This window comes from Rufibacter psychrotolerans, from assembly GCF_016924645.1.
GTDB lineage: Bacteria > Bacteroidota > Bacteroidia > Cytophagales > Hymenobacteraceae > Nibribacter > Nibribacter psychrotolerans.
Genome location: NZ_JAFFJV010000005.1, coordinates 124,621 through 149,605, shown reverse-complemented (window position 1 = coordinate 149,605; position 24,985 = coordinate 124,621). Strand labels below are relative to the sequence as shown.

Annotated in this window: 22 protein-coding genes; 10 read left to right on the top strand and 12 right to left on the bottom strand. The window is 56.9% G+C overall.

Annotated elements, in window-relative coordinates; genetic code table 11:
- Positions 1-7: 7 nt before the first annotated feature.
- Positions 8-625 carry a hypothetical protein gene (locus tag JT718_RS06450; protein ID WP_205501389.1) on the top strand — a complete coding sequence of 206 codons (618 nt, stop codon included), beginning with the start codon at positions 8-10 and terminating at the stop codon, positions 623-625.
- A gap of 18 nt (positions 626-643) precedes the next feature.
- Here JT718_RS06450 and JT718_RS06445 read toward each other — a convergent pair whose 3' ends face one another.
- A complete protein-coding gene (locus JT718_RS06445; protein ID WP_205501388.1) occupies positions 644-943 on the bottom strand; it encodes an antibiotic biosynthesis monooxygenase family protein in 300 nt (99 codons plus the stop codon).
- A 184-nt stretch (positions 944-1,127) separates the two neighbouring features.
- On the opposite strand from JT718_RS06445, the gene JT718_RS06440 reads away from it, so the two are divergent.
- The 3 genes from JT718_RS06440 to JT718_RS06430 all read left to right on the top strand — a co-directional run bounded on the left by JT718_RS06440 (position 1,128) and on the right by JT718_RS06430 (position 5,091).
- Positions 1,128-3,353, top strand: coding sequence for an ATP-binding protein (locus JT718_RS06440; RefSeq protein WP_205501387.1), 2,226 nt, complete (start codon positions 1,128-1,130; stop codon positions 3,351-3,353).
- Between the two features lie 125 nt (positions 3,354-3,478).
- Positions 3,479-4,213: a hypothetical protein gene (locus JT718_RS06435; RefSeq protein WP_205501383.1), complete on the top strand. Its 735-nt coding sequence runs from the start codon at positions 3,479-3,481 to the stop codon at positions 4,211-4,213.
- On the top strand, positions 4,210-5,091 hold the full coding sequence (locus JT718_RS06430; protein WP_205501381.1) for a hypothetical protein: 882 nt from the start codon (positions 4,210-4,212) through the stop codon (positions 5,089-5,091). Before JT718_RS06435 ends, JT718_RS06430 begins: the two co-directional genes overlap by 4 nt.
- A gap of 95 nt (positions 5,092-5,186) precedes the next feature.
- On the opposite strand, the gene JT718_RS06425 is transcribed toward JT718_RS06430, so the two are convergent.
- The 5 genes from JT718_RS06425 to JT718_RS06405 all read right to left on the bottom strand — a co-directional run bounded on the left by JT718_RS06425 (position 5,187) and on the right by JT718_RS06405 (position 12,220).
- On the bottom strand, positions 5,187-5,609 hold the full coding sequence (locus JT718_RS06425; protein WP_205501379.1) for a secondary thiamine-phosphate synthase enzyme YjbQ: 423 nt from the start codon (positions 5,607-5,609) through the stop codon (positions 5,187-5,189).
- A 14-nt stretch (positions 5,610-5,623) separates the two neighbouring features.
- Positions 5,624-7,042: a hypothetical protein gene (locus JT718_RS06420; RefSeq protein WP_205501377.1), complete on the bottom strand. Its 1,419-nt coding sequence runs from the start codon at positions 7,040-7,042 to the stop codon at positions 5,624-5,626.
- A 121-nt stretch (positions 7,043-7,163) separates the two neighbouring features.
- Complete coding sequence (gene prfA, locus JT718_RS06415) at positions 7,164-8,237, bottom strand: peptide chain release factor 1 (protein WP_205501375.1); 1,074 nt, start codon at positions 8,235-8,237, stop codon at positions 7,164-7,166.
- Between the two features lie 117 nt (positions 8,238-8,354).
- Positions 8,355-11,057 (bottom strand): TonB-dependent receptor plug domain-containing protein, encoded by a 2,703-nt coding sequence (locus JT718_RS06410; protein WP_205501367.1) that lies wholly within the window; start codon positions 11,055-11,057, stop codon positions 8,355-8,357.
- Between the two features lie 161 nt (positions 11,058-11,218).
- Positions 11,219-12,220 (bottom strand): dipeptidase, encoded by a 1,002-nt coding sequence (locus JT718_RS06405; protein WP_205501358.1) that lies wholly within the window; start codon positions 12,218-12,220, stop codon positions 11,219-11,221.
- Positions 12,221-12,385: 165 nt separating this feature from the next.
- Between JT718_RS06405 and JT718_RS06400 the strand changes: the two genes are divergently transcribed.
- Complete coding sequence (locus JT718_RS06400; RefSeq protein ID WP_205501356.1) at positions 12,386-13,573, top strand: class I SAM-dependent rRNA methyltransferase; 1,188 nt, start codon at positions 12,386-12,388, stop codon at positions 13,571-13,573.
- 652 nt (positions 13,574-14,225) lie between these two features.
- Here the strand turns inward: JT718_RS06400 and JT718_RS06395 are convergent.
- From JT718_RS06395 to JT718_RS06385, 3 genes are all read right to left on the bottom strand, one after another.
- Entirely contained in the window at positions 14,226-15,641 is a 1,416-nt protein-coding gene (locus JT718_RS06395) for a methyltransferase RsmF C-terminal domain-like protein (protein ID WP_205501354.1), read from the bottom strand.
- An 89-nt stretch (positions 15,642-15,730) separates the two neighbouring features.
- On the bottom strand, positions 15,731-16,753 hold the full coding sequence (locus tag JT718_RS06390) for a hypothetical protein (protein ID WP_205501351.1): 1,023 nt from the start codon (positions 16,751-16,753) through the stop codon (positions 15,731-15,733).
- Between the two features lie 106 nt (positions 16,754-16,859).
- Positions 16,860-17,294, bottom strand: coding sequence for a hypothetical protein (locus JT718_RS06385; RefSeq protein ID WP_205501349.1), 435 nt, complete (start codon positions 17,292-17,294; stop codon positions 16,860-16,862).
- 209 nt (positions 17,295-17,503) lie between these two features.
- Here JT718_RS06385 and radA point away from each other — a divergent pair, with 209 nt between their 5' ends.
- From radA to JT718_RS06365, 4 genes are all read left to right on the top strand, one after another.
- A complete protein-coding gene (gene radA, locus JT718_RS06380; protein WP_205501339.1) occupies positions 17,504-18,883 on the top strand; it encodes a DNA repair protein RadA in 1,380 nt (459 codons plus the stop codon).
- Positions 18,884-18,968: 85 nt separating this feature from the next.
- On the top strand, positions 18,969-20,411 hold the full coding sequence (locus JT718_RS06375) for a peroxiredoxin family protein (protein ID WP_205501337.1): 1,443 nt from the start codon (positions 18,969-18,971) through the stop codon (positions 20,409-20,411).
- A gap of 94 nt (positions 20,412-20,505) precedes the next feature.
- Entirely contained in the window at positions 20,506-21,531 is a 1,026-nt protein-coding gene (locus JT718_RS06370; RefSeq protein ID WP_205501335.1) for an SPASM domain-containing protein, read from the top strand.
- Between the two features lie 111 nt (positions 21,532-21,642).
- Positions 21,643-22,620, top strand: coding sequence for a mechanosensitive ion channel family protein (locus JT718_RS06365; protein ID WP_205501333.1), 978 nt, complete (start codon positions 21,643-21,645; stop codon positions 22,618-22,620).
- Between the two features lie 38 nt (positions 22,621-22,658).
- Here JT718_RS06365 and JT718_RS06360 read toward each other — a convergent pair whose 3' ends face one another.
- Positions 22,659-22,994: a hypothetical protein gene (locus JT718_RS06360; RefSeq protein WP_205501331.1), complete on the bottom strand. Its 336-nt coding sequence runs from the start codon at positions 22,992-22,994 to the stop codon at positions 22,659-22,661.
- A 240-nt stretch (positions 22,995-23,234) separates the two neighbouring features.
- Positions 23,235-23,420 carry a FeoB-associated Cys-rich membrane protein gene (locus JT718_RS06355; protein WP_205501328.1) on the bottom strand — a complete coding sequence of 62 codons (186 nt, stop codon included), beginning with the start codon at positions 23,418-23,420 and terminating at the stop codon, positions 23,235-23,237.
- A gap of 336 nt (positions 23,421-23,756) precedes the next feature.
- Between JT718_RS06355 and JT718_RS06350 the strand changes: the two genes are divergently transcribed.
- Complete coding sequence (locus JT718_RS06350; protein ID WP_205501326.1) at positions 23,757-24,020, top strand: TFIIB-type zinc ribbon-containing protein; 264 nt, start codon at positions 23,757-23,759, stop codon at positions 24,018-24,020.
- Positions 24,021-24,159: 139 nt separating this feature from the next.
- Here JT718_RS06350 and JT718_RS06345 read toward each other — a convergent pair whose 3' ends face one another.
- The gene (locus tag JT718_RS06345) at positions 24,160-24,960 is read right to left on the bottom strand and encodes an inositol monophosphatase family protein (protein ID WP_205501324.1); all 801 of its coding nucleotides are present in this window, start codon (positions 24,958-24,960) and stop codon (positions 24,160-24,162) included.
- Between the last annotated feature and the right edge of the window lie 25 nt (positions 24,961-24,985).

Genomic DNA, 24,985 nt, shown 5'->3' with positions numbered 1-24,985 from the left:
GTACACCATGCCTACTCTACTGCCCGCCCGCCAGTGGCTCCAGAAATCAGCGGTTATTATATGTGCGGCCCTTGCGGTGGGGGCAAGCGCCTGCCAGGAAGACACGGCGGCTCCGGCGGCAAGGCGCACCCAGCAGGCGTATGACCTGGCCGGCTTCCTGGACCAGGAGGCAAAGGCCCTTTCTGCCCAGCAAGCCGCCGCCCGCAAAACAGTATCGGAGGGAGGTGTTATTAAGGAGGCAAAGACCGTTTCTACCCTCAACTGGGCAGAGGAACTGGGCCCGTTCGCCGATGCCGACATCAACAAGCCAGCCCTTACCGGGCTTTTCACCAAGACCACATCCTTCAACGCCCAGGGCCAGCAGGTGCACCGGTACCAAGCCAAGGAAGATGTTGCCTCCAATGTGAAGGAAGTAACCTACACGCTGGATGCCCAGGGACAATTGGTGCGGTTAGACGCCACCATTGTGCAGGAAAACATGCTGTTCCAGACCCAGAAACTCCTGCACCTGGAGGCGCCATCTGGCCCCTCGCCGCGGCTGCTCCGGTATTCGCTGGATGAAACGCAGAAACTGCTCCTGATGGAGCCCGACCGCTACCGCGTCACCGGGGAAGTGATCCGCTAGCCGTCAGGCCATTCCCGGTTACTCGCCTACCAGCCGGAAATACCGCACGCTTACGCTGCCAGGCACCAGCTTTGTTCCCTTCGGGATGCCGTGGTGGGAGTCGTGGTAGTGGTGGCTCTTGTACCAGGTTTTGAAGCTTTCCTCATCGGTCCAGTAGGTTTTCAGCCAGATTTCCCTGGGGTTGTCCTCTGGCGACAAGACCTCCAGCCGCAGGAAACCCGGGGCTTCCTCTACCAGGCGGGGCCGGTTCCTGAATGCCTCCTTCACCAGCTCGTGGGTGTCATTGGCAACGGTAAACGTACTGAGGGAGATAAACATAGTGGGGTAGATTGGCCTGCACGCTAAAACAAGCTAAAATAAATAGTGTACCTTAGCGCCCAGGATAAAGGTGGTAAAGATCAGAAAGGTAGGAAAAATTACCACGTTTTTTGATTGTTCCCCGTAAACCCTGCACGCGCTGCTGTTCCCTTAGAGAGTAGAATGCGGGGAAGCAAGAAGTAGCATGCAAAATTATCTGAACCACAAGGTAGACCTCACCAACTGCGAAAAAGAACCTATTCACCTCATTGGCCAGATTCAACCGCACGGTTTCCTGGCGGTGGTAGACGCGGCCTCACGGCAGATGGAGCAGGTTAGCCAGAACGTGGGGCAGTTTCTTCCCTTTTCCCCGGCGCAGCTGCTGGGCCAGCCGCTGGAGTTTCTGCTTGCCCCTGAAGACGCCACCCTGGACCTGACCCTGCCCGACTCCCAGTTCCTGACGCTTGCGGGCCTGCCGTTTCTGGGCCATTTTCACCAATCCGGGGCAAAAATAATCCTGGAGTGTGAGCCGGTACGCCCGTACCCAGACGCGGAGAAGATGCGGCACAACACGCTCCTGAACCGCCTGCACCAACAGCTCAATACCTTGTTCACGCTGGAGCAGGTGGCCCAGGCCGTGGCCGATGCCCTGCGCCTTATTCTGGGCTATGACCGCGTAAAGATCACGCAGTTTGACCAGGAGTGGAACACCGACGTGATTGCCGAAAGCCGCACCGGGCGCCTGAATTCCTTCATTGGCCACCACTTCCCGGCCTCTGACATCCCGGCCCAGGCCCGGGAACTGCTCCGGCAGAAGCACGTGCGGCAAATCCCAGACGTAAACGCCACCCCAGTGGCCATTCACCCGTACTACAACCCCACTACCGGCAGGCCCACCAATATTCTGCGCTCAGAGCTGCGCAACCCCTCAGAGATCCACCTGGAGTACATCCGCAACACAGGGGTGGCGGCCACCATCTCGTTCTCTATCCTGGTGAAAGATACCCTCTGGGGCGTGATTGCCTGCCACCATGCTGAGCCGGTGTACATAGACGTGTGGCGGCGGCAACTGGCCGATGTGGTCACCAAAACCTTCGGAAATGTGATTGCCTCCATTCAGGAGAAGCGCGACCTGGAGCAGTACGGCCGCTACAAGGAAGTGGAGCGCACCCTGGTGCAGCGGCTCAACAGCGGCGTGCCCCTTCAGGAGGCGCTGTTCGGTCAGGAGCCCACCTTGCTGCACCTGACTGAAAGCCACGGCGCGGCCCTGCTGGTAGACGGCACTTTGGTCACCATCGGGCTAACGCCCACCCTGGAGGAAATTGAGGGACTGGTGCGCTGGCTTGCGGGCGCCGTGCCTGACAGCGTTTTCTCCACCCACCAGCTGTCTGCTGCCTGGCCGGCGGCCGAAGGCTTCAGGGAGAGGGCCAGTGGCCTGCTGGCGCTGGAGATTTCCAGGTACAACCAGGAATACCTGCTGTTCTTTAAGCCCGAGATCAAGGAAACCATCACCTGGGCGGGCAACCCCGAGAAGCCGGCGCTGGGCGACAACCTGCGCATCCATCCGCGCAAATCCTTTGAGAAGTGGGTGGAGGTGATCAGGGGTAAGTCCCGGCCCTGGACCCTGAACGAGGTGGAGATGACCCAGGTGCTGCTCAAGGACCTGATTGCCATCAGGCTGCGCAACCAGGCAGCCGAGCTCCAGAACCTGAACCAGGAACTGTTGCTCAATACAGAGCAGCTCCGCAACCGCAACGCGCAGCTGGAGGACTTTGCCTACATCACGTCCCACAACCTGCGCTCGCCCCTGGCCACCATCAAAAGTCTGCACCAGTTCTACACCGCAGAACCCGGCCAGGAAACCGCAGACTACGTCATGCGGCAGGTGCAACGGGTAAGCGAGAACATGTCGGAAACCATTGAAGACCTCAACGTGATCCTGAAGACGCACCTGGTAAAACAGCTGCCGCAGGAAGAGGTGCAACTGACCGAACTGATTGCCAAGGAAAAGCAGAACCTAGCTGCGGTGATTGCCCAAACCCAGGCGGAGCTCAACACCCACCTGGAGGTAAGCACCCTGTACATGCCCAAGCTGTACCTGGAGAGCATTCTGCACAACTTTATCTCCAACGCCCTCAAGTACCGCGCCCCAGACCGCCAGCCCAAAGTGTTGGTGAAGAGCTGGAGCACGCCAGACTCCCTCTGCCTCTCTGTCTCAGACAATGGGTTAGGCATGGATCTGGAGAAAATAGGCCAGAATCTGTTTGGGCTGTACAAGGTATTCCATAAAACTGAGCAGTCTAAGGGCCTGGGGCTTTACCTTACCCATGTGCAGGTAAAAGCGCTGGGCGGCACCATTCAGGTAGAAAGCACTCTGGGCCAGGGCAGCACGTTCACGGTGTGCTTTCCGCGGGCAGGGTATACCAGATAAGCCCGCAGCGGCGGCTTTAGCAGGAAAATTTTGGGCTGGGCCTGCTCTTCGCTAGGAGGGTATGGCGGGAAACCCTTATCTTCGTTTCCCCCTTTCTTAACTACCCTTTATACTATTCTGCTTTCATGAAAAACCTCCGCCTCTTGCTGCTCGGCCTGGTACTGGCAGCGTGTGCCCCAAAAGTTTCCACCAAACTTTCCTCTTCCTATTCTCCCCTTGACTACCGCGAAGACGTGCGGGTCTACGGCCTGCAGGATGCCTACCCGGCCAGTGCCGAAGAGGTGGGCCTGGTTAAGATCACTGACACCGGCTTCTCCGTGAACTGCGGCCTGGAGCAGGTGCTGGAGAAAGCCAAGGCTGAAGCCCGCCAGGCCGGCGGCAACGCCCTTAAACTGGTGGAACACCTGCAGCCCAACCTCATGACCAGCTCCTGCCACCGCATTACCGCCAAGATTCTGCGGGTAAGCAACTTTGACGAGGCGCTGGTGAGTACCGCGTCCGCTCCGGAGGACAACAGCATCCCAGACGCAGACTATGCGCTGCTGCACGTGTACCGCGCCAGCGGAATGGGCCCCTTGGTGAACTATGACCTTTTCCTGGGCGACTCGCTGCTCTGCCGCGTGAAGAACAACTGGAAGCAGACCATCAAAGTGAAGAAAGACGGCCTGAATACACTGTGGGCCAGGACCGAGAGAAAGGTGGAGGAACCCATTAAGATAGAGCTGGGCAAAGAGTATTACGTGCGCTGCGGCCTGAGCATGGGAGCCTTTGTGGGCCATCCGCAGATTACCGTGGTAGACAAAAGCACCGGCAGCCTTGAACTGCAATCCATCAAAGAAAAAGCCGCTAAGAAAAAATGAAAAAACTTTTACTCCTTCTATTCCTTACCGTTACCGCCCACTTCCTGCAGGCCCAGGACCTGATTGTCACCCAGGAGGGCGACTCCCTCAACTGCAAGATCAGCAAAGTGGCCAGAGACCGGGTGTACTTTACCTTCGTGCACAAAGGCGAGGTGCGCAAGACGCTGCTTTCCCGTCACCTGATCAAGAATTACCAGCATAATTTCTACGCCACCAGCGCCCTACCCGAGGACTACAAATACCAGGAGGACCTCCAGATGTTTCCGCGCCTGCGGTTGGGCGTGAGCGGCGGCTGGAGCTACCGCCTGGCCAGCGTCAATGACGGCGTGCCCGCCGATTTCAAGGAATACATTGAAGGGTTGAAGAAAGGCTATAATATAAGCGCCGATGCAGCCTACTACTTCTCTGAGCAGATGGGGGCGGGCCTGCGGTACAGCACCTACCGGGCATCGAACGAGATAAACGATGTATCGGCGGTGTCATCTGGGGGCACCATCATCCACGGCAAGATGAGCGACAAGATCAGCGTGACGTTTGTAGGCCCATACTTCAGTTCCAGAATGCTGAGCGCCAACAAGCTGAACGGCTTCTTCGCTAACCTGGGCCTGGGCTACCTGGGCTACACCGATGAGGTGGTGCAGGTGAATGACCGCTTCACCATTAAAGGCAGCACCGTGGGCTTGTCCGGCGATTTGGGGTACGACGTGCGCATTGCCAAGAAACTGTCGCTGGGCTTTCAGCTGTCAATGGTAACGGGCACCCTGCGCGAGTACGAGGTAAGCTCCGGCACCTCTACCCGCACCGTGAAGCTGGACCAGGAGAACTACGAGAACCTATCCAGGATAGACCTTTCGGTGGGGCTGCGGTTCAACCATTAGGCATCCTAATCTTACCTGAAACCCGAAAGCCGGTTTGGGGCTGTTTTCAAGAAAACGGCCCCAAACCGGCTTTCTAGCGTACAGTAATTGTGAAATTATTTGCCCTGCAAGGTGACCACCACGGTGCGCTTGCCGCCGTGGTTTCGGTGTTCGCAGAGGTAAATGCCTTGCCAGGTGCCCAGGTTAAACCGCCCGTTGGTGACAGGAACCGTGACAGAGGTGCCCAGCAGCGCCGCCTTGAGGTGGGCGGGCATGTCATCTGCGCCTTCCAGGGTGTGGCGGTAATAGGGCGCGTTCTCGGGCACCATGCGGTTGAAATGTTGCTCAAAGTCATGCCGCACGGTGGGGTCGGCGTTCTCGTTGATGGACAGGCTGGCCGAGGTGTGCTGGATGAAGATATGCGCCAGGCCCACCTCTATTTCCTCCAACTCGGGCAACTGAGACTCTACCAGATCAGTGATGAGGTGAAAACCCCGTTTTACGGCCGGCAGCCGCAAAGATTTCTGAAACCATTTCATAGGCACGCAAAAGATTAATAGTCTACCTCCATGGCGCCGGCATCGGGCTTCTGCGCGTCACGGGGTTTGTTCTCGTAATCGGCGGTAATGCCGGGCACCGGCACGCCCGCCGCGTTGGCCGGCGAGAGCTTGATGAGCTGGAAGTCAAACTTAGGGGCGTCGCGGAACTGCGGATCTACGTTGAGCTGGTTGCCGTTCTGCCCAAACTCGGCCCGGTAGGCCTGGGTTTTCAGGAAGGAGTTACGGATGGTTCTGCCGGAGGTGCCGGTCATGGCCCCAAACCGTAGCTCTTCCTCTTGCCGCCCCCACAAAATGCTGTTCAGGATGTCTACCTGGTAATTGCCCTGCCGGATGAGCTTGCCCTCTACCTCGTACCGCTCCTCAAACACAAAGGAGGGCGTGAACCGGATAAAGTCATAGGCGAAATTGGCCAGGGTGCTGAACACCACCTGGTACCGGCCGCCACCCAGCCCCGCCAGGGCGTACTCGGCGCAGTTGGTAATGATGCTGTTCTGGAGGTGCACCTGGCCGCCATGGCTCAACACCCCGGCGTGCAGCATGTTTTTCACCAGGGTATTGCGCAAGGTTACCTCTGGTACGGCATCGCCCTGGGCTTTGAGGTACACCCCGTTTACGGCATTCTTGATTTCGGCGTAGCTGATCTGCCCTTGCCCAGTGGCCACAAACTCCAAGCCCTGCCACTGCCCCGGCGCATTGCGGTATTGTTCTTCACGGCGCACTTGCTGAAAGACCACCCGCTTCTCATGTTCCCCTTCTACCCGCAACGTGCCCAACACCTTGATCTTGGCCTTGCCGTGCAGGTGCACCTGGCTCCCTTTCTGGATGGTAAGCGTTTGCCCCGCTGGCACCGTAACCGAGTCATAGATTACGTGCGCCTTGGCCGCCGTCCAGACTTCGCCGGAGGCGGTGGTGTACTGGCGCTGGTAGTAGCGAGCGTTCTGTCCGTAGGCCACCAGTTTCACCTTCTGCTGGTTTCCGTTGGTCAGGAACAGGAGCGAGTCGTTCACCAGGAAAGGCTGCTCAGCCGCCGTAGGGTTAATGGTGGCTTTCACCAGCACCAGCAGGCTGTCTTTGCCCCGCAGCTCCACGTCCTGCACCTGCGGCCCCGCCAGCCCGTTGACCACCACCTCAAAAGGCGAAGCTCCCAAGCCGGCCACCTTTATCTCTGAGATGCGAACGGCGTTCTTGTGGGGGTTGTAGACTTTGAGGCGCTTGGTAATGCTGCCCACCTCCGTGAAGACGGTATCAAACAAGACGGTGTCTGCCTCAAACCGCAGCAGGGCGCTGCCGTCTGGGGTAATCTCCTCGTCGCGCGGCGTGCACGCACTCAACCACCAGCCCACCAGGCAGGCCAAAGCCAGGCTTTGCAGGAAAGCGTTCAGGGAAGCAAAGGAAAAGTGCCGCTTAATCATCTACTCGTCTGTAAAGATATATACCGCCCACCTGGAGCGTTACTGTTGGCAATAACTAAGATAAACAGAATAAAAAAAGCGCCACCCATCACAGGTCGCGCTTTTCGTTTTTAGGCTGAACTTACGCCTGTACTCCTTCTTTCAGGCGCTCGGCGTTTTCGGCAATGCGTAGTTGCTCTACAAACTCGTCAATGTTGCCTTCCATAACGGTGGGCAGGTTGTACACGGTAAGCCCGATGCGGTGATCGGTTACGCGGCCCTGCGGATAGTTGTAGGTTCTGATCTTGTCTGAGCGGTCGCCGCTGCCCACCATGCTCTTGCGCTGGGCACCTTCAGCCTCGTTCTTCTTGGCCAGCTCAATCTCGTACAGACGCGAGCGCAACACCGCCAGGGCCTTGTCAAAGTTCTTGAGCTGCGATTTCTGGTCCTGGCACTGCGCCACAATACCGGTGGGGATGTGGGTAAGGCGCACGGCAGAATACGTGGTGTTCACCGACTGCCCGCCCGGTCCTGAGGACATGAAGAGGTCTTTCCGGATGTCGTTCATGTTGATCTCAATGTCCAGCTCCTCTACTTCGGGCAGCACCACCACCGAGGCTACCGAGGTATGGATACGGCCCTGCGTTTCGGTGGCCGGCACGCGCTGTACGCGGTGCACCCCAGACTCAAACTTGAGCTTGCCGTACACGTCTTCGCCTTTGATGCCCACAATGATCTCTTTGTAGCCCCCGGCGGTTCCTTCCATGGCGTCAATGAGCTCCATCTTCCAGCCTTGCTTCTCAGCGAAGCGGCTGTACATTCTGAACAAGTCACCGGCAAAGAGGGAGGCCTCATCGCCACCGGCGCCCGCCCTGATCTCCATGATGATGTCTTTGCTGTCATCTGGATCTTTGGGGATGAGCATTTCCTTGATGGTTTCCTCCATCTGGTCGCGCTGCGGCAGGAGCTCGTCCAGTTCCTCCTTGGCCATCTCCCGGAAATCCTCGTCTTTTTCCGTGGCGATCACCTGCTTGGTATGTTCAATGTTGCTGAGCAACAATTTATAGCGCTCGTATTCGGCTACAATCTTCTCCAGGTCTTTGTACTCCTTGTTCAGCGTCTTGAATCGCTTCATGTCGCTGGCCACATCTGGTTGGATGAGCTGCTGGCTTACTTCCTCAAACCGTTCCTTGATTGCTTCCAGTTTATCTAACATCTTCTGCGTTACTTAATTCAGGGGGCAAAGATACGAAATTCCGGCTCATTTGCTGACCTGTGTTTTTGCCTTGTTTCTGGGAAAACAGCCCGTAAACCGAAAAAGTTGCCCCCTGCCTTACCGTACCTGCAGCTGGGTGGTGGCCCGGCCCAACTGCCCCTGGGCGGTGAGGCCTTCCACCACGGCCTGGTAGGTGGTCTGCGGGTCTGCGCAGTAAAACGAGAACGAGGCCTGCCCCCGGGCATCTGTGGTAACGATGGGGCTCCAGTACAGGGTGGTGCGCAGGTCTGGCAACTCTGCCTCTGCGGCCCGTTGGTGCTGCGGCATATAGAATTCCCGGGCCCTCTGCAGCCTGACGCCCCGGTAGGCGGCAATTCCGCGGTAGCGCGTAGAAGCGGGAGCACTGGTGCCGCCCCTTTTCAAGATGACCGAGATAACCCCGCCGTTACCGCGTGAGCCGAAGATGGTAGCCATAGGCCCCGGCTTAATGATGTCAATGGCTTCCACCTCAGTCAGGGAAATGCCTTTAATGAGCTCCACTTCCACGGGCATGCCGTCTAGCAGGTAAAGCGGGGGCCCGCTGCCGCGCATGGAGACCTGGCCACCTACCACCATTACGCCCGCAACCCGCCCCTGCAGCGCTGAAATAAGATCCATGGCGGGCGGCAGGGTTGAAGCCTTGAGGCTGTGGTCGGGCTCCTGGTAGAGTTGGCCTTGGCGCAGCTCCTGTTCTTCTGTCCGTATCTTTTTGGCCCTGATTTCCACAGAACTCAGCAAAACGCTTTTCCCGGCCAGTTGATCCAGCCGCAACTGCTCCCGGTTGTTTCTGAGGTAGGCCCAGGTGCTTTGCGAGAGCAGGGCGGGCGGCACGTGGGCAGGAGCTTGCCGGGAGACCGGCGGAACGGGCACGCCCTTGTCCAGGAGTACCTCCAGCCAGTCTTTGCCCTTGGCGGTGCGGGCTTGCACGACCACATGGGCGCTGTCATCTAACGTGGCCAGGCCAAACGCGAACCTTCCCTGGGCATCGGTGGTGTCAAGGAGCAGCATGCCCGGCGCGCGCAGGCTGATCAGGGTCACAATGGCGTTGGCTTCAGGCTTGCCGGACGGCCTCTGCACCGTGCCCGTTACCGCCATACCACGTTCCACGGGAAAAGGCAAGGCCAGCGGTTTCTCCTGCAGCAGGTCTTTCCACACAAACCGGCGCCAGCCCTGGGTGAGCATGAGGTTGTCCAGGGCCTCGGGGGCTTCCGGTTCCGGCGAGAAGTAATAGCCCGGTTGCTCAATGTGGCCGCGCAGGTCTGAGGTAAGCAACAGGGTAGACAGAATAGAGGGGGCGTACGGCTCTGGGGTAACTTTCCGGGCATCGGTGACGGCCACGGAGAAGTGCCCCGAGACTGGAGTGCCCTCCGCGTTGTGGGCCTGCAGGTGCATGGTTACTTTCTCGCGGGGCTTGTAGCTGGGCTTGTCTGGCGTGAGCGTGAGCTGCAACTGGTCCTGGCGGTTCACGAAGACCAGCCGTTCGGCCAGGGGATCACCGGTGTGGGAGAAAAGCGTAAACTGCACCACGCCCGTGGGCAATTTATGCCGCGGCACGCTCATCTGGATCAGGTCTTTGGCGGCGGCGGTATGCCCCGTGAAGTAAACGGTTCCCCGGCTCTGCGCCACCATGCTGAGGGAGGCCGGCCGGTCTTCGGCGCCGGCGTAGCCCACCAGGTAAGCCCTTATCTGCACCGCGTCTGGCTTGCTGTTGTCTACGCGCATAACCACGCCTTTGGCCCGAGCGGCGGGTAGCGGGTATTGGGTCTGGGAGCCGTTAGGGTTTTGGAGCAGGGCCACGTAGCGTTTGCCCGGCTGTGGCAGAAACCCAAACCGCCCCATCCCAAACTTCAAGCTTTTGAAATCCGCTACTTTCCGGCCGGTGTCGTCCACCACATGGCCCTGCACGTCTTTGCCCAGCCCGTTGGCGTCTACCGCCTTGAAGCCCACCACGCTCCACATGTTCTGGACCAGCTCGCCGCCCTCGGGGAAGAACTCCAACTCCACCTGCTCGCTGGCCTGCGGAATCTGGAAGTGCCGCTGCATCTCTGTTTTGCCTTCTTTAAGGCTCAGCCAAAGCTGGGCCGGTTGCCGGGCCTCGCCGGTTGGCAGAAAGAACGCATAGCGCGCCTTTCCTTCCTTGCTGGTGATTGCTTTGCGCCTCGCCGAAATTTTCTTGCCCATGCGGGTATGGAACGCGACGGGCCACTGCGCCAGCGGTTCTTCCTTGAGGTTCCGCAAAGCCACATCGGCCCACACCGAGTCTCCCGCGCCGTACCGCTTGAAACTAAAATGAACGGAGGGCACCAGGTCCGCCAGCCTGGGGTTGAACACCCGCACGTTCTGGTGGAAGAAGTAGGCCTCGTCAAAGTTCTGCATCCAGCTGGTGTAGGCCCGCAGGCGGTACTGCCCTTCGGGAATGGTGTCTTCCAGCGCCAGGTCACCCCGACCCATGCCGTTCTCCATGTTCACGACCACGCGCCGGTAAATAGAATCTTCTGGTGTTACCAGATCTACGTACAGCACCTTGCTGATGGGACTGGGCGCATGGGTGGCCGCGTCTACCAGGTAGGCCTTGAACCACACATCCTCGCCGGCGGCGTAGTACGGCTTGTCCAGGTGCAGGTAGACTTTCTCCTGCGGATAACTCTTGCCGAATTGCTGGAGCTGCGCGATGATTTTCTGCAGCACCCCATCCTGCAGCCATTGCTTCGGCCCGAAGGCGCACATCAGGAACAAGCCAAGGGAAAAGAGGGCAAAACGTAACGTAGGCGTAACAGACATACGGGTGGGGGGAAGAGCGATTAAAAAAGGGTAGGCAGGGCCGTAGGGATTGGTTCTGCAGGTAACCTACAAAGTTTCCGGCAGAACTCTGGCACCTATTCACCTTATTTTTGTTTCCGGGCTATTTCCCGTAAAACAAGCCCAAAACGACTCCCATAACCTCAACCTTCGCCCCACAGCCTTTCCATGAAGTGCACCGCGTTTCCGTAACTGAGTGCCGACAGCTGCTCTGCCGAGAACTGTTCTTTCAAGGTCTCTAGAATGGTTTGATACTGCGCTGCATTGCGGTGCTGCGGATGGAAATAAGATTCGCCACCTTCCATGATGCCGGACTCCTGGAAAAAATCGGTCCCGAAACAGAGAGCTTGCGGGGCGTGCTCAAAGCCATGGCGGATGTGCTCCAGCAGCACCTCGGGCCGGGTTGGGTGCACAAACTTCTTCAGGAAATTAATGCCTATCAGTCCCTGGCGACGCACCACTTCCTGCACCAATTCCGGCGGCAGGTTGCGGGCCTCATTATGTACCACCCAGAAATTAGAATGGCTGGCGATGATGGGTATGTCCAGCCCGTGTTTGTCAATGAAGTTCAGCAGATCATAGGCAGCGGCGTCTGAGGTATGGGCCAAGTCCACGGCAATGCGCTTGCCGCTTAGGTATCGGAGCAGTTCTTCTCCATCTGACTTCAGGCCGATGCCGGGGGTGAAGTTTCCACCGGAGAAGCGGTTCTCATCTACGTGGGTAAAGCTGATGTACAGCAACGGACCGGCCAGTTGGATGATCTGCTCCAGCCGGGTAAAAGCCAGGCCCAGCGGTTCATCTTCCTCGCACAACCCCGAGGCGTTCTCAATGGCCGCCACCAGGGCTACCCGGTCCGCGTGGAGCACCTGGGCTGCCAGTTCCCTGGGGCGCACCAGTGTAAACACATCCTGGTTCTGCAGCAGGTTCTCCCTGAAAAGTTGGGCTTGTTTTAAGGTAAAGGCAGCGCTGCCCGGCTCGGTGGGCGTGAAGAAGGCCATGGTCTGCAGCCGCACCCGGCCGGCCTGCAAGTGTGGAATGGCACAGCCTATGATGTCCACATCCATGGGGGTGGAACCAGGTATCCAGGCCAGGTAGCCGGTCAGGTCGCAGTGCAGGTCAACAATGGGCAGTCGGGTATCTTCCAATTTTAATGAGTGAGGGAGTGAATGTGCGAATGAGCGTTGCAAGACTCATCCAGAGCGAGTTTACGAAGAACCGTTCCATCTCCCGCCGCAAACCCGGATTTTTTCCCGAATTTTGCAGAAACAACGCAAAAACGTACGCTACTTCTACCGCGTACCTTCTGGATTATGACAACACTTCCTTCCGTTATACTGCACGCCGGCAAAGAAATCTCGCTCAAACGCTTCCACCCGTGGGTTTTCTCAGGGGCCATCAAGAAGATTGAGGGCGAGGTGCAGGAAGGCGATATAGTGGCGGTATACTCTAACCGCCGCGAGTTCCTGGGCACCGGCCATTACCAACCCGGCTCCATTGCCGTGCGGATTTTTTCCTTTGAAGAAGTAGAGCCCAACTATGATTTCTGGCGAAGCCGCGTGCAGAAAGCCGTGGAGTACCGCCGCCAGCAAGGCTTCCTGGACAACCCCAATACCGATGTCTATCGCCTTATCTTCGCCGAGGGCGACCAACTGCCCGGCATGATCATAGACATCTACGGCAACACCGCCGTGCTGCAGGCGCACAATGTGGGCATGTTCCACGTGCGACAGCACATTGCGCAGGCTTTGATGGAGGTGTATGACGGAAAACTGACCGCCGTGTACGATAAATCGGCCGAGACGCTGCCCGCCAAAGGTCCGGTGCAGGGCCAGAACGGGTACCTGTTCGGCGACACGCCGGTACCGCACGTGGTCACCGAGAACGGCAACAAGTTTCTGGTGGATTGGGTGACGGGCCAGAAAACCGGCTTCTTCATTGACCAGCGTGAGAATCGTGATCTGCTGGCGCACTACGCTCCCGGCAAAACCGTGCTGAACACCTTCTGCTATACCGGCGGTTTCTCCATTTACGCGCTCAACGCCGGGGCTAAGGCTGTTCACTCCGTGGATGTCTCCAAAAAAGCCATTGACCTCACAAACCAGAACGCCGAGCTGAACCAGGGTCAGGACCGCCACGAAGCCTATGCCGTAGATACTTTTGAGTTCCTGAAAGGAAAAGAAGGCCTGTACGACCTGATCATCCTGGACCCGCCGGCCTTCGCCAAAAGCCAGAAAGTGCGCCACAACGCGCTCATGGGCTACAAGCGCCTGAACGCCGAGGCCATCCAGAAAATAAAGCCGGGCGGCATCCTGTTCACCTTCTCCTGCTCCGGCGTAGTAGACAAATACCTCTTCCAGAGCACGGTTATGGCAGCGGCTATTGAAGCTGGTCGTAACGTGAAAGTGATGCACCACCTCTCCCAACCCGCCGACCACCCGGTGAGCATCTTCCACCCGGAAGGGGAGTACCTGAAAGGCCTGGTGCTGTACGTGGAGTAGGGAGGTAGCACGTAGCAAGTATCACGTAGCAAGACCTTAGGTTTTAGCGCTTAGAGGAAAAATGGTGTTTCGGAACTGATTTCTGGAAATCGGCTCCAAAACACCATTTTCAATTTTTATAAGCTAACCGCGAAATGAAGTAAACTGCTCCGCAACATTTTGATGTTCATGATGGCGCGGAAGTTACTTCCATACCTTGTGTTAAGGGGAAAGGCACGGAAGTTACTTCCGCGCCATAGTAGCGGATAGTAGCGCATGGGGTTCCTGAACCCAGGATTACTCTTGGAATAATTTAGAGAACCGCTGGCGCGAGACTCTGATCTCGTGATTAGGGATGGTGCGAACGCTCCTGACTCGCCGGAACTATCTTTTGTGTTGCCCTATGGCGCGGAAGTTACTTCCGCGCCTTTCTCAGGTAGCTTCATAGCATAAAACGGGAATAATTACCGTGCTGTAGTTTGACTATGGTTCCTCAGCAATGCGTAGAATCGCTGCGGTGCAGCGAGGATAATCAGGAGACTATCTGGCATCTGTAGGCACGAGTCTGGAGCGTTCGCGCCAGCGGAAACGTCTTCAGGCATGAGTTGCAAACTCACGCCAACGGAGGGGTTAGCAGAAGCAGTCTAACTGTGTAAGCTGCCACTACATGGCATCAAACGCGTCCTAAGGTAAACAGCCCTGCCAGGTTCTGGGGCTGCAAAGCTTCATCCAGGCTCATTCTTATGCGCCATTCTTTGGGGTAATGGTTGTTGACGCGGTTCTGGAGCTTTTTGCCCCAACCCAGGCCCACGCCGTTGAACTGCACCAGCACCCAGCCGTTGGCGGAATTCTCCAGGACCACATCTTCGCGGTGCAGGAACTTGAGGGCGGTGGCCAAGTCTACCTCTGCATGCGGGAAAGCGTCTGGGGACAAATGCTGGGAAAGCGCCAGGGCCGGCAGCGGCTTGGCGTTGTTCTTCATGACCTCGGCCACCTCTATGCCGCCGTAGACCACGCGCAGATTTTCGTATAGTTGCTCCAGTTCCAGCATCCAAGCTTTGGGAAGTGCCCGCAGGGTATCTTTGTGCTTCACAATCTCCCAGTTTTGGGACTCTTTTAACCAATCCTGCACCAAACCCTTTTCCTGCTTAGAGGCGCTCACCAGGAATGGCCGCTTGCTCTTGCGGTAAGGCCGGGCTTCCTCGCCTTCGGTTTTGCGGACGGCCGCCAGGAAGAAGCCTTCGCCCTGGGTGCGGTGCGGGTAGAAGCGGTAGCCGTGCATGCCTTCCAGTTCGGTGGCGGTCACGCCCCAATCAGGGAGGAGTTGCAGCGGGATGGTTTCAGCGTCTTGCTGGCGGGCCAGCCAGGCCAGGTTCTCTTCGTTTTCTTCCTGGTTGTAGGTACAGGTACTATAAATCAGAACACCGCCGGGCTTGAGGGCATCCCACACGTCCATCAGAATACGGCGCTGGCGCTCAGAGCAGAGCTTCACGTTGGCTTCTGACCACTCGTTGATGGCATCAGGATCTTTGCGGAACATGCCTTCGCCGGAGCAGGGTGCGTCCACTACCATCACGTCGAAGAAACCCGTGAGTTGGCCAATGTGGCTGGGGTCATTGTTGGTCACGATCACGTTGCCGCTGCCCCATTTCTGCAGGTTCTCGGCCAGGATATTCGCCCGGGGTTTGATGACTTCGTTGGCCACCAACAAACTATCTGGAGAAATAAGCGAGGCGATGTGCGTGGATTTTCCGCCGGGCGCGCCGCATAGGTCCAGCACGGCCAAGGGCTGGGTTAGGTCAACGCTTTGCTTCAGGGCCTGCTCCAGAAACATGGAGCTGGCCTCCTGCACGTAGTAAGCGCCGCCGTGGAACAGCGGGTCCAGGGTGAAGCTGGGGCGTGAGGCCAGGTAGAACCCGGTCTCGGTCCAGGGCACCGGCGGCAAACCGGCAGGCACTGGCAGCTTGGCTTTGTTCACCCTGATGCTGGTGGGCGAGGGCTGGTCCAATGCCTCGGCAAAGGCCGGGAAAGCCTCCCCTAGTTGGTTCTGCATGCGGGTCTGGAAAGAAGCGGGAAGTTCTAGGCTCATACACGTGGTGCCCGGCTTAAACCGAAGCTCCTGCAAAGATACCGATTCTGTTTTTGGCCTGTTTCTGAAAATATGACCTTAAACCGGACTCATTCCGCCGCCAGGATAGGCTCCCGGCGCGTGGTGATCTTGGCCGGTTTGCGCACGGTGCGGGTCTGGTACACGGGGTTGTCTATAAAAGCTACCACTTTCAGGGTCAGATCCAGGCCAGTGATGGTGCTAGGGTTCTCAAAGCCCAGATACAGGTACCCGTCCTCGGTTTTAGGCGTCTGGCTGGCCAGCACTTTGCCGTAATCTGAGAGCACGTCTTTGCCTTTGGCTACACCGTAAGGCTTCCAGCCGTCCTCATCCTCGGTGAACAGGTAGGCGTTGTTCTTGTTGAACAGGTAATAGCTGATGTACCCGCTGGATTTCACCTGCGGCAACTGCGGCAGCAATCCCAGCCCGAACGCCACCAAGGGGTTGCCCCCGGTCAGCAGGGCTGTGGCACCTTTGGCCAAGGTCTTACCGGTTTCCTGCAAAGACTGGACAGATTCCTGCCCCACCCCAACCCAGTATACCCAGTGCTTGGTACCGGCGGGCAGCTTAAAGCGCTCGGTGCTGCGGTTGTTGCGGGTGATGTTTGTGAGGGAAGCCAGCTGAAACGTCTTGTCCACTACCGTCTCAGATTTAAGATCGTTTTTCACCAGTACTTTCTCGGTGGTGGTGGTCCAGGTGGTGTCTTGCACGGTGCGCCAGGCCACCAGCGTATTGAAATTCTGGGTGGCCTCAGTGCCGGGGATGCGGGTGAGGGTGAAATGGCTCCTGGTGCTGGTCTCAGACAGACTCTGCAGCGTGATGGTGTACACCGATTTCTGCGGCACCGTGAGGCGCAAATTGTTCAGTTTCCTGGTTTCCTCTATGCTATACAGCGGCGATTTAGAGAAATACTCCTGCACGGTTACCTTGTAGTTGGTCTTGGTTTTGTTCTCCAGGTCCAGTACAATCACATCGCCGGCCTGAAAAGCGTACTGGTACTGGGTGGCTGGCTGCTTGGTACCGGCCACCTGAATCTCCAGATCGGCAATTTTGATGGGTTTTCCGGCCTGCGCCACACAAACCAAAGAGCACATAAAAAACAGCCCACAAAGCAACAGGGCAGAACGAAAGAAAGAGCTACACATACAGAGAGCAGAAGAAAAACCAATTTGGCGGCAATTTACGAAAACCAGCTCAGAATCAGTACCTCGGCTCAATCCACATCTTCCGGGCAACGCCCAGGCCCACAAAGTTTCCGCGTCCGCCGCCGCGCATCAGAATGGCTACGTTCTGTCCTTCATAGAGCTCGCTCAGACTAATGGAGCCTCCGTTCAGCCCCACAATCTGGGTAACGGGCGTTACCAACACGTAGCCCCGGTTATAACGGGAAAATCGGGTATCGGTACCGTAGCCTTCTACTTCAATGGTCACCTGGCCCCGGTCATACACTCGCCGGGTGATGGTTCCTCTGAGGTCTACCCGGGTGGGAGCCAGGCTGTTCTGAGCTCTGGCATCGGCGGCGGCGTTGGCCGAAGTATCTGTGCCAACCGGAGCTGCAGTCTGGCAGCCAAACCCGGCAATCGTGACAAGTAGCACTAATACGAGATATGCGAATGGAATCTTTATGTTCTTCATGGTCTTAGAGTTAGCCCAAAACCTATGAACGAAAAAGAAGCCTCAACGGCTACACTTAGGAAAAGTCAATTGGGTTGTTTTCAGGGTATTTTGAGAAAAACAGGACAAAACGGAGTATTTATACGGAAGAAGTTGTTATCTCTGTACCTAGTTAGTTGCCGCTTAATCCTTAACTTCACCTTATTTCGCGGCGCGGAACAATCATCTTTATGGCTAAAATCAAAACAGCATATTTCTGCCAGAACTGCGGTGCGCAGTCGGCTAAATGGATAGGCCGCTGCCCGGCCTGCGGCGAGTGGAACACATACGTGGAGGAAGTGGTGGCCAGGGAGGACGTAACGCCCACCACCGCCTGGAAAGTAGGCACCAGCAGCCAGCAGGTGGCCAGCAAGCCCAAACCCATTGGCGAGATCACCTATTCTGAACAGGCCCGTATCATCACCGAGGACGCCGAACTGAACCGTGTGCTGGGCGGCGGCATTGTGCCCGGTTCCATGGTGCTCATCGGGGGCGAACCCGGTATAGGGAAGTCCACGCTCATGTTGCAGATTGCCCTGAGTCTGCGCAGCCAGCGCGTGCTCTACATCTCCGGCGAGGAAAGCGAACAGCAGATTAAGATGCGCGCCGAGCGCCTGGGCACCCAGCACCCCAACTGCTTCATCCTCACCGAGACGGGCACCCAGAACATCTTCAAGCAGATTGAACAGCTTCAGCCCGATGTCCTGATCATTGACTCCATCCAGACGCTGCATTCTTCCTTTATTGAGAGCGGCGCAGGCAGCGTGGCGCAGGTGCGGGAATGTACCGCCGAGCTGCTCAAATTCGCGAAGGAGAGCGGCACGCCGGTGTTTCTCATCGGGCACATCACCAAAGAAGGTAACCTGGCCGGGCCTAAGATTCTGGAGCACATGGTAGACACCGTGCTACAGTTTGAAGGCGACCGCCACATGACGTACCGCATTCTGCGCACCACTAAAAACCGTTTCGGGAGCACGTCTGAACTGGGCATTTACGAGATGTTGGGCACCGGCCTCAGAGAAGTGAGCAACCCGTCTGAGATCCTGATCTCGCAGCGCGAGGAGTCGTTCAGCGGCATCACCATTGGAGGCACCATGGAAGGCAACCGGCCTCTGCTCATTGAGGTGCAAAGCCTGGTGAGCCCCGCTACCTACGGTACGCCGCAACGCACTGCCACCGGCTTTGACGTAAAGCGCCTGAACATGCTCCTGGCCGTGTTAGAGAAGCGCGGCGGCTTTAAATTAGGCACTCAGGATGTGTTCCTGAACATTGCCGGTGGCCTCAAAGTGGAAGATCCCGCCTTGGATTTAGCCATTTGCGCTGCCCTGCTTTCCTCGTTTGAAGATGTGGCTATTCCGCACACCACCTGCTTTGCCGCTGAGGTTGGTTTGGGGGGCGAGGTACGGGCCGTACATCGCATTGAGCAACGCATCTCTGAGGCCGAAAAATTGGGTTTTCAGGACATCTACATCTCAAAATATAACAAAAAAGGAGTAGACCTGGACCGGTTCAACATCAGAATTCACGCGGCCAGCCGCCTTGAGGAGGTATTTAGTAGTTTATTTGGGTAGTTGGGCTATATTTGAACTATTCTGATAAGGCTGGGCGTTCACTAGCCATTACTATCAGAATAGTTCATCCTTCTAATTATCTGCAATGCTCCGTTATTCTAAAAGGTTATTGTCTTCCCTGGCCCTTTCGGTGGCGCTTTGCCTGGGCACTGTTACCCTGGCCCAGGCGCAGGCAACGGTTACCATTACCGGTAAAATCAACAACCCCGTAAGTGACAGCGTGCTGCTGGAGTTGTACACGGTGCCGGCCTCTTACTCCGGCGAGTCGCACACGGTGGCCCTTAACCAGAACGGGGAGTTTACCCTTACCGCCCCCTTGCCCGAAGCCATGCTGGGTGAGTTAGTGCACGGGCCCGAGTCGGTCATGCTGTACCTGCAGCCCGGCAACCGCCTGGACGTACGCGCCGACGCCGAGGACATGGTCACCAGCGCCAAGCTGAAGGGACAAGGCATGCAGGAGAACAATTTCCTGCTGGAGTTTGAGCGCAAGTTTGAGGAAGAGGAAGATTACCAGGTCCTGCCCAACAACATCCACAAGCGGGAGAAAGAGTTTCTGCTTTTCCTGGAGGAGCGCCGCGAAGACCAGCGCAAGTTTCTGGAGAAATTTCTGAAAAACGCCCAGGTTTCAGAAGCCTTCAAGCAGTACGCGCAGGCGCAGATTGACTTCAGCTACGCCCTGGACCGGCTCACGTACGTGGAGGTGCGCAAGCGCGTGGGCGATCTGCCGCCCCAGCTTTCGGCCAATTACTATGATTTTCTGAAGCAGGTGAACCTGAACGCCCCCGGCGCGCTGCGCAACCAGGCCTACCTTGATTTCCTGAACAACTACTTCCAGTTCAAGGCCCTGCAGGCAAAACCCGGCCAGGCCGACCGCGACTATTACCCTACGCTGTACAGCATGGCCAAGCAAGAGTTGCAGGGTACAGCCCGCGACATGATGCTGGCCCGCATCCTGTCCCAGTCCATCCGGTTTGGGTACGTGCCCGATACCGACGCCATGTACGCAGATTTTCAGAAAGAAGCCAAGCACCCCACGTTTGTGGCTTTCGTGAACGCCCAATACAAGCAGCACCGCCGCATTGGGCTGGGCAGCACGGCGCCGGCGTTCACCTTGCTTTCGGCCAACGGCGACAGCGTTTCTCTGGGCCAGTTCAAGAACAAGATGGTGTACCTAGGCTTCTGGCGCACGCACTGCGGCATCTGTACCGTAGACCAGCAGGCCTACAAATACTTCGCGCAGCAACTGGCCGACAAAGACATTGTGTTGCTGCAGGTATCGGTGGGGGAGGACTTCAATACCTGGAAAGCTAATACGGCCCAGAAGAAACTGCCGGGCACTCAGCTGTACGCCCCAGACCTTTCGGCCAGGATCCTGCAGGACTATGACGTGAAGAACTTCCCCACGTATTTCCTGATTGCCCCAGACGGCACGCTCATCAGCACCAATGCCCGCCGCCCCGGCCACGCCGAGGGGGCCCGCGACATTGCCGCCGCCGTGGACCAATATTATAAGTCTGCCCGCAAGTAGCGCTTTTTGCGTACTTTTGGGAAAACAGGTTTAAAACAGAAGCAGGTGCCGCCCGTACAAGGCGGCACCTGTTTTCACATAGCAACCCCGCACCTTGACCCGAGGCACCCTTCAGGATGGATTGAATCTGGCTTCCAAGCTTACCCCGCGCCGCGCCTGGAACGCGCTGCAGGTGGTAGGCAGCTACGCCCTGGCCCGCCTCACCAAAAAACCAGTGCACTGGGGCGCTCCCGTGAGCATTTCCTTTGAACCCACCACCTCCTGCAACCTGCGCTGCCCCGAGTGCCCCAGCGGCTTACGGTCCTTCACCCGGCCCACAGGCATGCTGGAAGACGGCCTGTTCAAGCAAACCATAGACCAGCTGCATGACCGGCTCTTGTACCTACTGTTCTACTTCCAGGGCGAGCCATACCTGAACCCCTCGTTCCTGGACATGGTCAAATACGCCTCCGGCAAGGGCATTTACACCGCCACTTCCACCAACGCCCACTTTCTTACCGAGGAGAATGCCCGTCGCACCGTGGCGTCTGGCCTAGACCGGCTCATTATCTCCTTAGACGGTACCACGCAAGACGTGTACAAGCAGTACCGCGTGGGCGGCAAGCTGGACAAAGTGCTGGAAGGCACCAAACGGCTGGTGAAGTACAAACGCGAGCTCAAGTCCCAAACCCCGTACCTCATTTTCCAGTTTCTAGTGGTGCGGCCCAACGAGCACCAGATTGAAGACGCCAAGAAGCTAGCCAAGGAGCTAGGTGTGGACGATGTTTGGTTCAAGACCGCGCAGATCTATGACTATGAACACGGGTCGCCGCTCATCCCTACCATAGACTATTACTCGCGCTACCAGGCGCAGCCCAACGGCACCTATACCCTCAAGAACAAGCTCATTGACGGCTGCTGGAAGATGTGGCACTCCTGCGTGATCACCTGGGACGGTCTGGTGGTGCCCTGCTGCTTTGACAAAGACGCCCAGTACCGGCTGGGCAACCTGCAGCAGCAGAGCTTCAAGCAACTCTGGAAAAGCGACTCGTACAGGAAATTCAGGGGATCCTTGCTTAAAGGCCGCAGCCAGATAGAAATGTGCCGAAACTGCTCTGAGGGCACCAAAGTGTGGGGCTAAGCGGTTTTCGCCACTTTCTGTAGCTTGTTTCCCCGCTCTTGCGTATGAGGAATTTAGCGCCCGGGGCTGGCCCCTGGAACGTCATGTCTGTATTACTCTACCCGCATACCCGTGACTGAAATAAACGAAGCTTTTCAACTCCTGTGGCGCAAGCTTGAGATCTGGATGAAGCAGATTGTGCTCATGCTGCCCAACCTCTTTTTGGCGCTTCTGGTGCTGGTGGTTACGTTTTTTGCCGCCCGGCTGATACGCCGCACCTCAGACAAACTCCTCATCAGGTTCACCCACAGCAGCGCCCTCAATAACCTGGTGGGCACCACCGTGTACGTGGCAACGCTTACGCTGGGCATCTTCTTCACCCTGAGCATCCTGAAACTGGACAAGACGGTGACCACCTTGCTGGCCGGTGCCGGTATCATTGGGTTGGCCCTGGGTTTTGCCTTCCAGGACATTGCCGCCAACTTCATCTCGGGGGTGATTATCGCCTTTAGAAAGCCCTTTGTGGTGGGCGACGTCATTGACACCAACGACCATTTCGGCACCATTGAGCGCATCAACCTGCGCACCGTGGACATCAGGAGGCAGACCGGCGAGCTGGTGAAAGTGCCCAACCGCAAGGTCTTTGAGTCGGCGCTGACCAACTTCACGCACTACGGCATCCGGCGGATTGACCTGAAGGTGGGAGTCTCTTACGCCGAGGACCTGGAGCGCGTGCAGCAGATTGTGAAGGCCGCCATGGTAGACATTCCCAACATGATCACCGGCAAGGAAGTGGAGGTGGTGTACGAGGAGTTTGGCGACAGCAGCATCAACTTTCTGGTGCGCTACTGGATCCAGTATAAGCGCCAGACCGATTTTGTGTACGCCAAGAGCGAGGCCATCATCAAGATCAAGAAGGCCTTTGATGCCCACAAGGTGGAGATTCCGTTCCCAATCACCACGCTCAACTTTGGAGTGAAGGGCGGCCGAGATTTATCTATTGAGCTGAAAGACGGGCTTCCGCAGAATGGCCACCCCACTGAGTTAAAGGTAAAACCCCAGGAAACCGCAGACGACAGTCCTGAAAACAAAGAAGCGGCCGAAGAATAATCTTCGGCCGCTCTGTTATACCGGGGTAAAGCCCGTTCTTACTTGGCCTTGTCTATGTTCTTGCCCAGGTCCTCTACCTTCCGCATGAAGGCGTCAATGTTCTGGTCGGCGTAGGGGCCGTAGGAGTTGGAGATGATGCCACGGGTGCCGTCGCTGCACTCCAGGGCGTACAGGATGGCCATGTCATCGGGGTTGGTTTCGCCCTCAAAGCGGTAGAAGTTGACAATGGTCACCTCTTCCACGCCGTAGCTCTTGTCGCCCTTGTAATTCCAGAGGCGTTCATCCTCGGCCACTCTAAAGTCTTCTGTATAGCCTTCTTTCCTAAGTTTAGCCTCAACCTTTACCTGGCTGGTCAGTTCTTCTTTGTCTTGCATAACCAAATATGTTAGAAGTGTTCAATATCAATGGTTGGTATGTGGGCTATACGTAAAACTACGGCAGGGTTGCCGCCTATATTCAATAAAAAAGATATACCGTTCTTCCGGTCCGCTCGGGCATCGCCAGGCCTATAGCCGGGCCCGGGCTGTTTCTGCCCTGATTTTCAGGAAATAGGCAAAAAAGAAGGCCACCCCGGGCAGGGTGGCCTTTTAGAGTGCATTCAGTAAGGGGCGGCGTTATTTCACCGATATTTTTTTTGCCTCCATTTCCCGCTGAATCTTGGCCAGGTCAATGGTGGAGCAGGCCCCGCCGCAGCCTTTGGCGCAACCGGTCTCTTTGGAAAAGAAGCTTTTATACCCCTGCCGCAGCATGTAGCCCGCCGCCAGGGCAAACACAATGAAAATGATGATTTCCTGTACCATAACAAAGGCTTAACGCCGGCAAAGGTACAAATAGTTTATTTACGTGCCCGATTCAGTGACTGAGCGCCGGTGCTGTTTCAGGGCTACTTCCGCAAAAACAGCCCTGAAACGCCTTTGACGTCACTCCCCGCGCGAGTAAAAATATCTACTAGTGACGGCAAGTATCACTGTTCCTGCTGCTTAACCTGCGGGGCAGGCAGAAGCCGCGCCAGTGGGCTGCGGTTTAACGGCTAACCATACACTAATCTGCCGGAGGCCGCGTTTTAGAGAAGACACTCCGCTCATGGCGTAGCGCACGTATCCCATCTTCTTAGCAACCTTTAACCTACCATTCCTATGAAATGTCCCTCCTGCAATGAAACGCTCCTGATGAGCGATAAGAAAGGAATTGAAATTGATTACTGCCCCAACTGCCGGGGCATCTGGCTTGACCGGGGCGAACTGGAGAAGATCATTGAGCGCTCCGCCGACCACTACTCCAAGAAAGAGAACTATGAATCTGACTACAAGCGGTACGGCTACGGCGAGTACGGCAATGATTATCACAAGAAACACCCGCACCAGAAGAAGCGGTCTTTCTTGAGCGATTTGTTTGACTAAGGCGCGGTAGCGGCCCAATAACTTTTCCCCACGCTAAAAAAAGCAGCTCTCCCAATGCTATGTCTCTTTCAAGAGGCACAGCATTGGGAGAGCTGCTTTAAGACCAGATTGGAGAAAACACGCCCTAAACGGGAGGGGCCTACTCCTTCCAGAACGGTTCAATGAGTTTGAGCATTTCCTGCTGCACGGTGGGGTTGTTGCTCACGCAGATTTCCCGCCCAAACACGTAGTTCTTGCCACCCCTGAAATCGGTGACCTGGCCGCCGGCTTCCTGCACCAGAATGGCGCCGCCCGCCACGTCATATGAGTTGATGTTGAACTCAAAGTAGCCCTCAAACTTACCGGCCGCCACGTACGCCAGGTCCAAAGCGGCAGAACCCAGGCGGCGCACGCCGTGGCAGCTTTCCATAAAGGCACCCATCACCTGCAAGTATTTCTGCATCAGGTCAAAGCTGTAGTATGGGAAACCGGTGGCAATGAGCGAATCGCCCAGGGTAGGCGCCCCAGACACCGAGATTTTCTGGTCATTGCAGTAGGCGCCGCCGCCTTTCACGGCGTGGTAGCACTCATCACGGGTAATGTCATAGACCACGCCCAGGACTAGCTCGTCACGCTGCTGCAGGGCAATGCTCACCGAGAACACCGGCAAACCGTGGATGAAGTTGGTGGTGCCGTCCAGCGGGTCAATGATCCAGTTGAATTCCTCAGACAGCTCAGACTTGGTCTCCTCCTCGGTAATAAAGCCCGCCTCTGGCAGGAACTTCTCCAGGCCGGCCACCAGGCGCTCCTCGGCCTCTTTGTCTACGTAAGACACCAGGTTGTTCAGGCCTTTGAGCTCCAGCCTGGACCTGTCAAAATTGGTGAACTCCTGCAGAATAAACTGGCCTACTTCTTTGGTGAGCGCTACCACCTGGTCGCGGAGGGCTGCTATGTCTGTCATAGTGTTAGTTGGTATATCCGCCGGA

Excerpts from the sequence above, each read along its gene's own strand:
- JT718_RS06420 (WP_205501377.1), bottom strand. The coding sequence starts at position 7,042 with ATGATTAAGCGGCACTTTTCCTTTGCTTCCCTGAACGCTTTCCTGCAA.
- prfA (WP_205501375.1), bottom strand. The coding sequence starts at position 8,237 with ATGTTAGATAAACTGGAAGCAATCAAGGAACGGTTTGAGGAAGTAAGC.
- JT718_RS06375 (WP_205501337.1), top strand. The coding sequence starts at position 18,969 with ATGCTCCGTTATTCTAAAAGGTTATTGTCTTCCCTGGCCCTTTCGGTG.
- JT718_RS06445 (WP_205501388.1), bottom strand. The coding sequence starts at position 943 with ATGTTTATCTCCCTCAGTACGTTTACCGTTGCCAATGACACCCACGAG.
- JT718_RS06350 (WP_205501326.1), top strand. The coding sequence starts at position 23,757 with ATGAAATGTCCCTCCTGCAATGAAACGCTCCTGATGAGCGATAAGAAA.
- radA (WP_205501339.1), top strand. The coding sequence starts at position 17,504 with ATGGCTAAAATCAAAACAGCATATTTCTGCCAGAACTGCGGTGCGCAG.
- JT718_RS06400 (WP_205501356.1), top strand. The coding sequence starts at position 12,386 with ATGACAACACTTCCTTCCGTTATACTGCACGCCGGCAAAGAAATCTCG.
- JT718_RS06430 (WP_205501381.1), top strand. The coding sequence starts at position 4,210 with ATGAAAAAACTTTTACTCCTTCTATTCCTTACCGTTACCGCCCACTTC.
- JT718_RS06440 (WP_205501387.1), top strand. The coding sequence starts at position 1,128 with ATGCAAAATTATCTGAACCACAAGGTAGACCTCACCAACTGCGAAAAA.
- JT718_RS06425 (WP_205501379.1), bottom strand. The coding sequence starts at position 5,609 with ATGAAATGGTTTCAGAAATCTTTGCGGCTGCCGGCCGTAAAACGGGGT.
- JT718_RS06435 (WP_205501383.1), top strand. The coding sequence starts at position 3,479 with ATGAAAAACCTCCGCCTCTTGCTGCTCGGCCTGGTACTGGCAGCGTGT.
- JT718_RS06360 (WP_205501331.1), bottom strand. The coding sequence starts at position 22,994 with ATGCAAGACAAAGAAGAACTGACCAGCCAGGTAAAGGTTGAGGCTAAA.
- JT718_RS06395 (WP_205501354.1), bottom strand. The coding sequence starts at position 15,641 with ATGAGCCTAGAACTTCCCGCTTCTTTCCAGACCCGCATGCAGAACCAA.
- JT718_RS06355 (WP_205501328.1), bottom strand. The coding sequence starts at position 23,420 with ATGGTACAGGAAATCATCATTTTCATTGTGTTTGCCCTGGCGGCGGGC.
- JT718_RS06345 (WP_205501324.1), bottom strand. The coding sequence starts at position 24,960 with ATGACAGACATAGCAGCCCTCCGCGACCAGGTGGTAGCGCTCACCAAA.
- JT718_RS06390 (WP_205501351.1), bottom strand. The coding sequence starts at position 16,753 with ATGTGCTCTTTGGTTTGTGTGGCGCAGGCCGGAAAACCCATCAAAATT.
- JT718_RS06450 (WP_205501389.1), top strand. The coding sequence starts at position 8 with ATGCCTACTCTACTGCCCGCCCGCCAGTGGCTCCAGAAATCAGCGGTT.
- JT718_RS06385 (WP_205501349.1), bottom strand. The coding sequence starts at position 17,294 with ATGAAGAACATAAAGATTCCATTCGCATATCTCGTATTAGTGCTACTT.
- JT718_RS06410 (WP_205501367.1), bottom strand. The coding sequence starts at position 11,057 with ATGTCTGTTACGCCTACGTTACGTTTTGCCCTCTTTTCCCTTGGCTTG.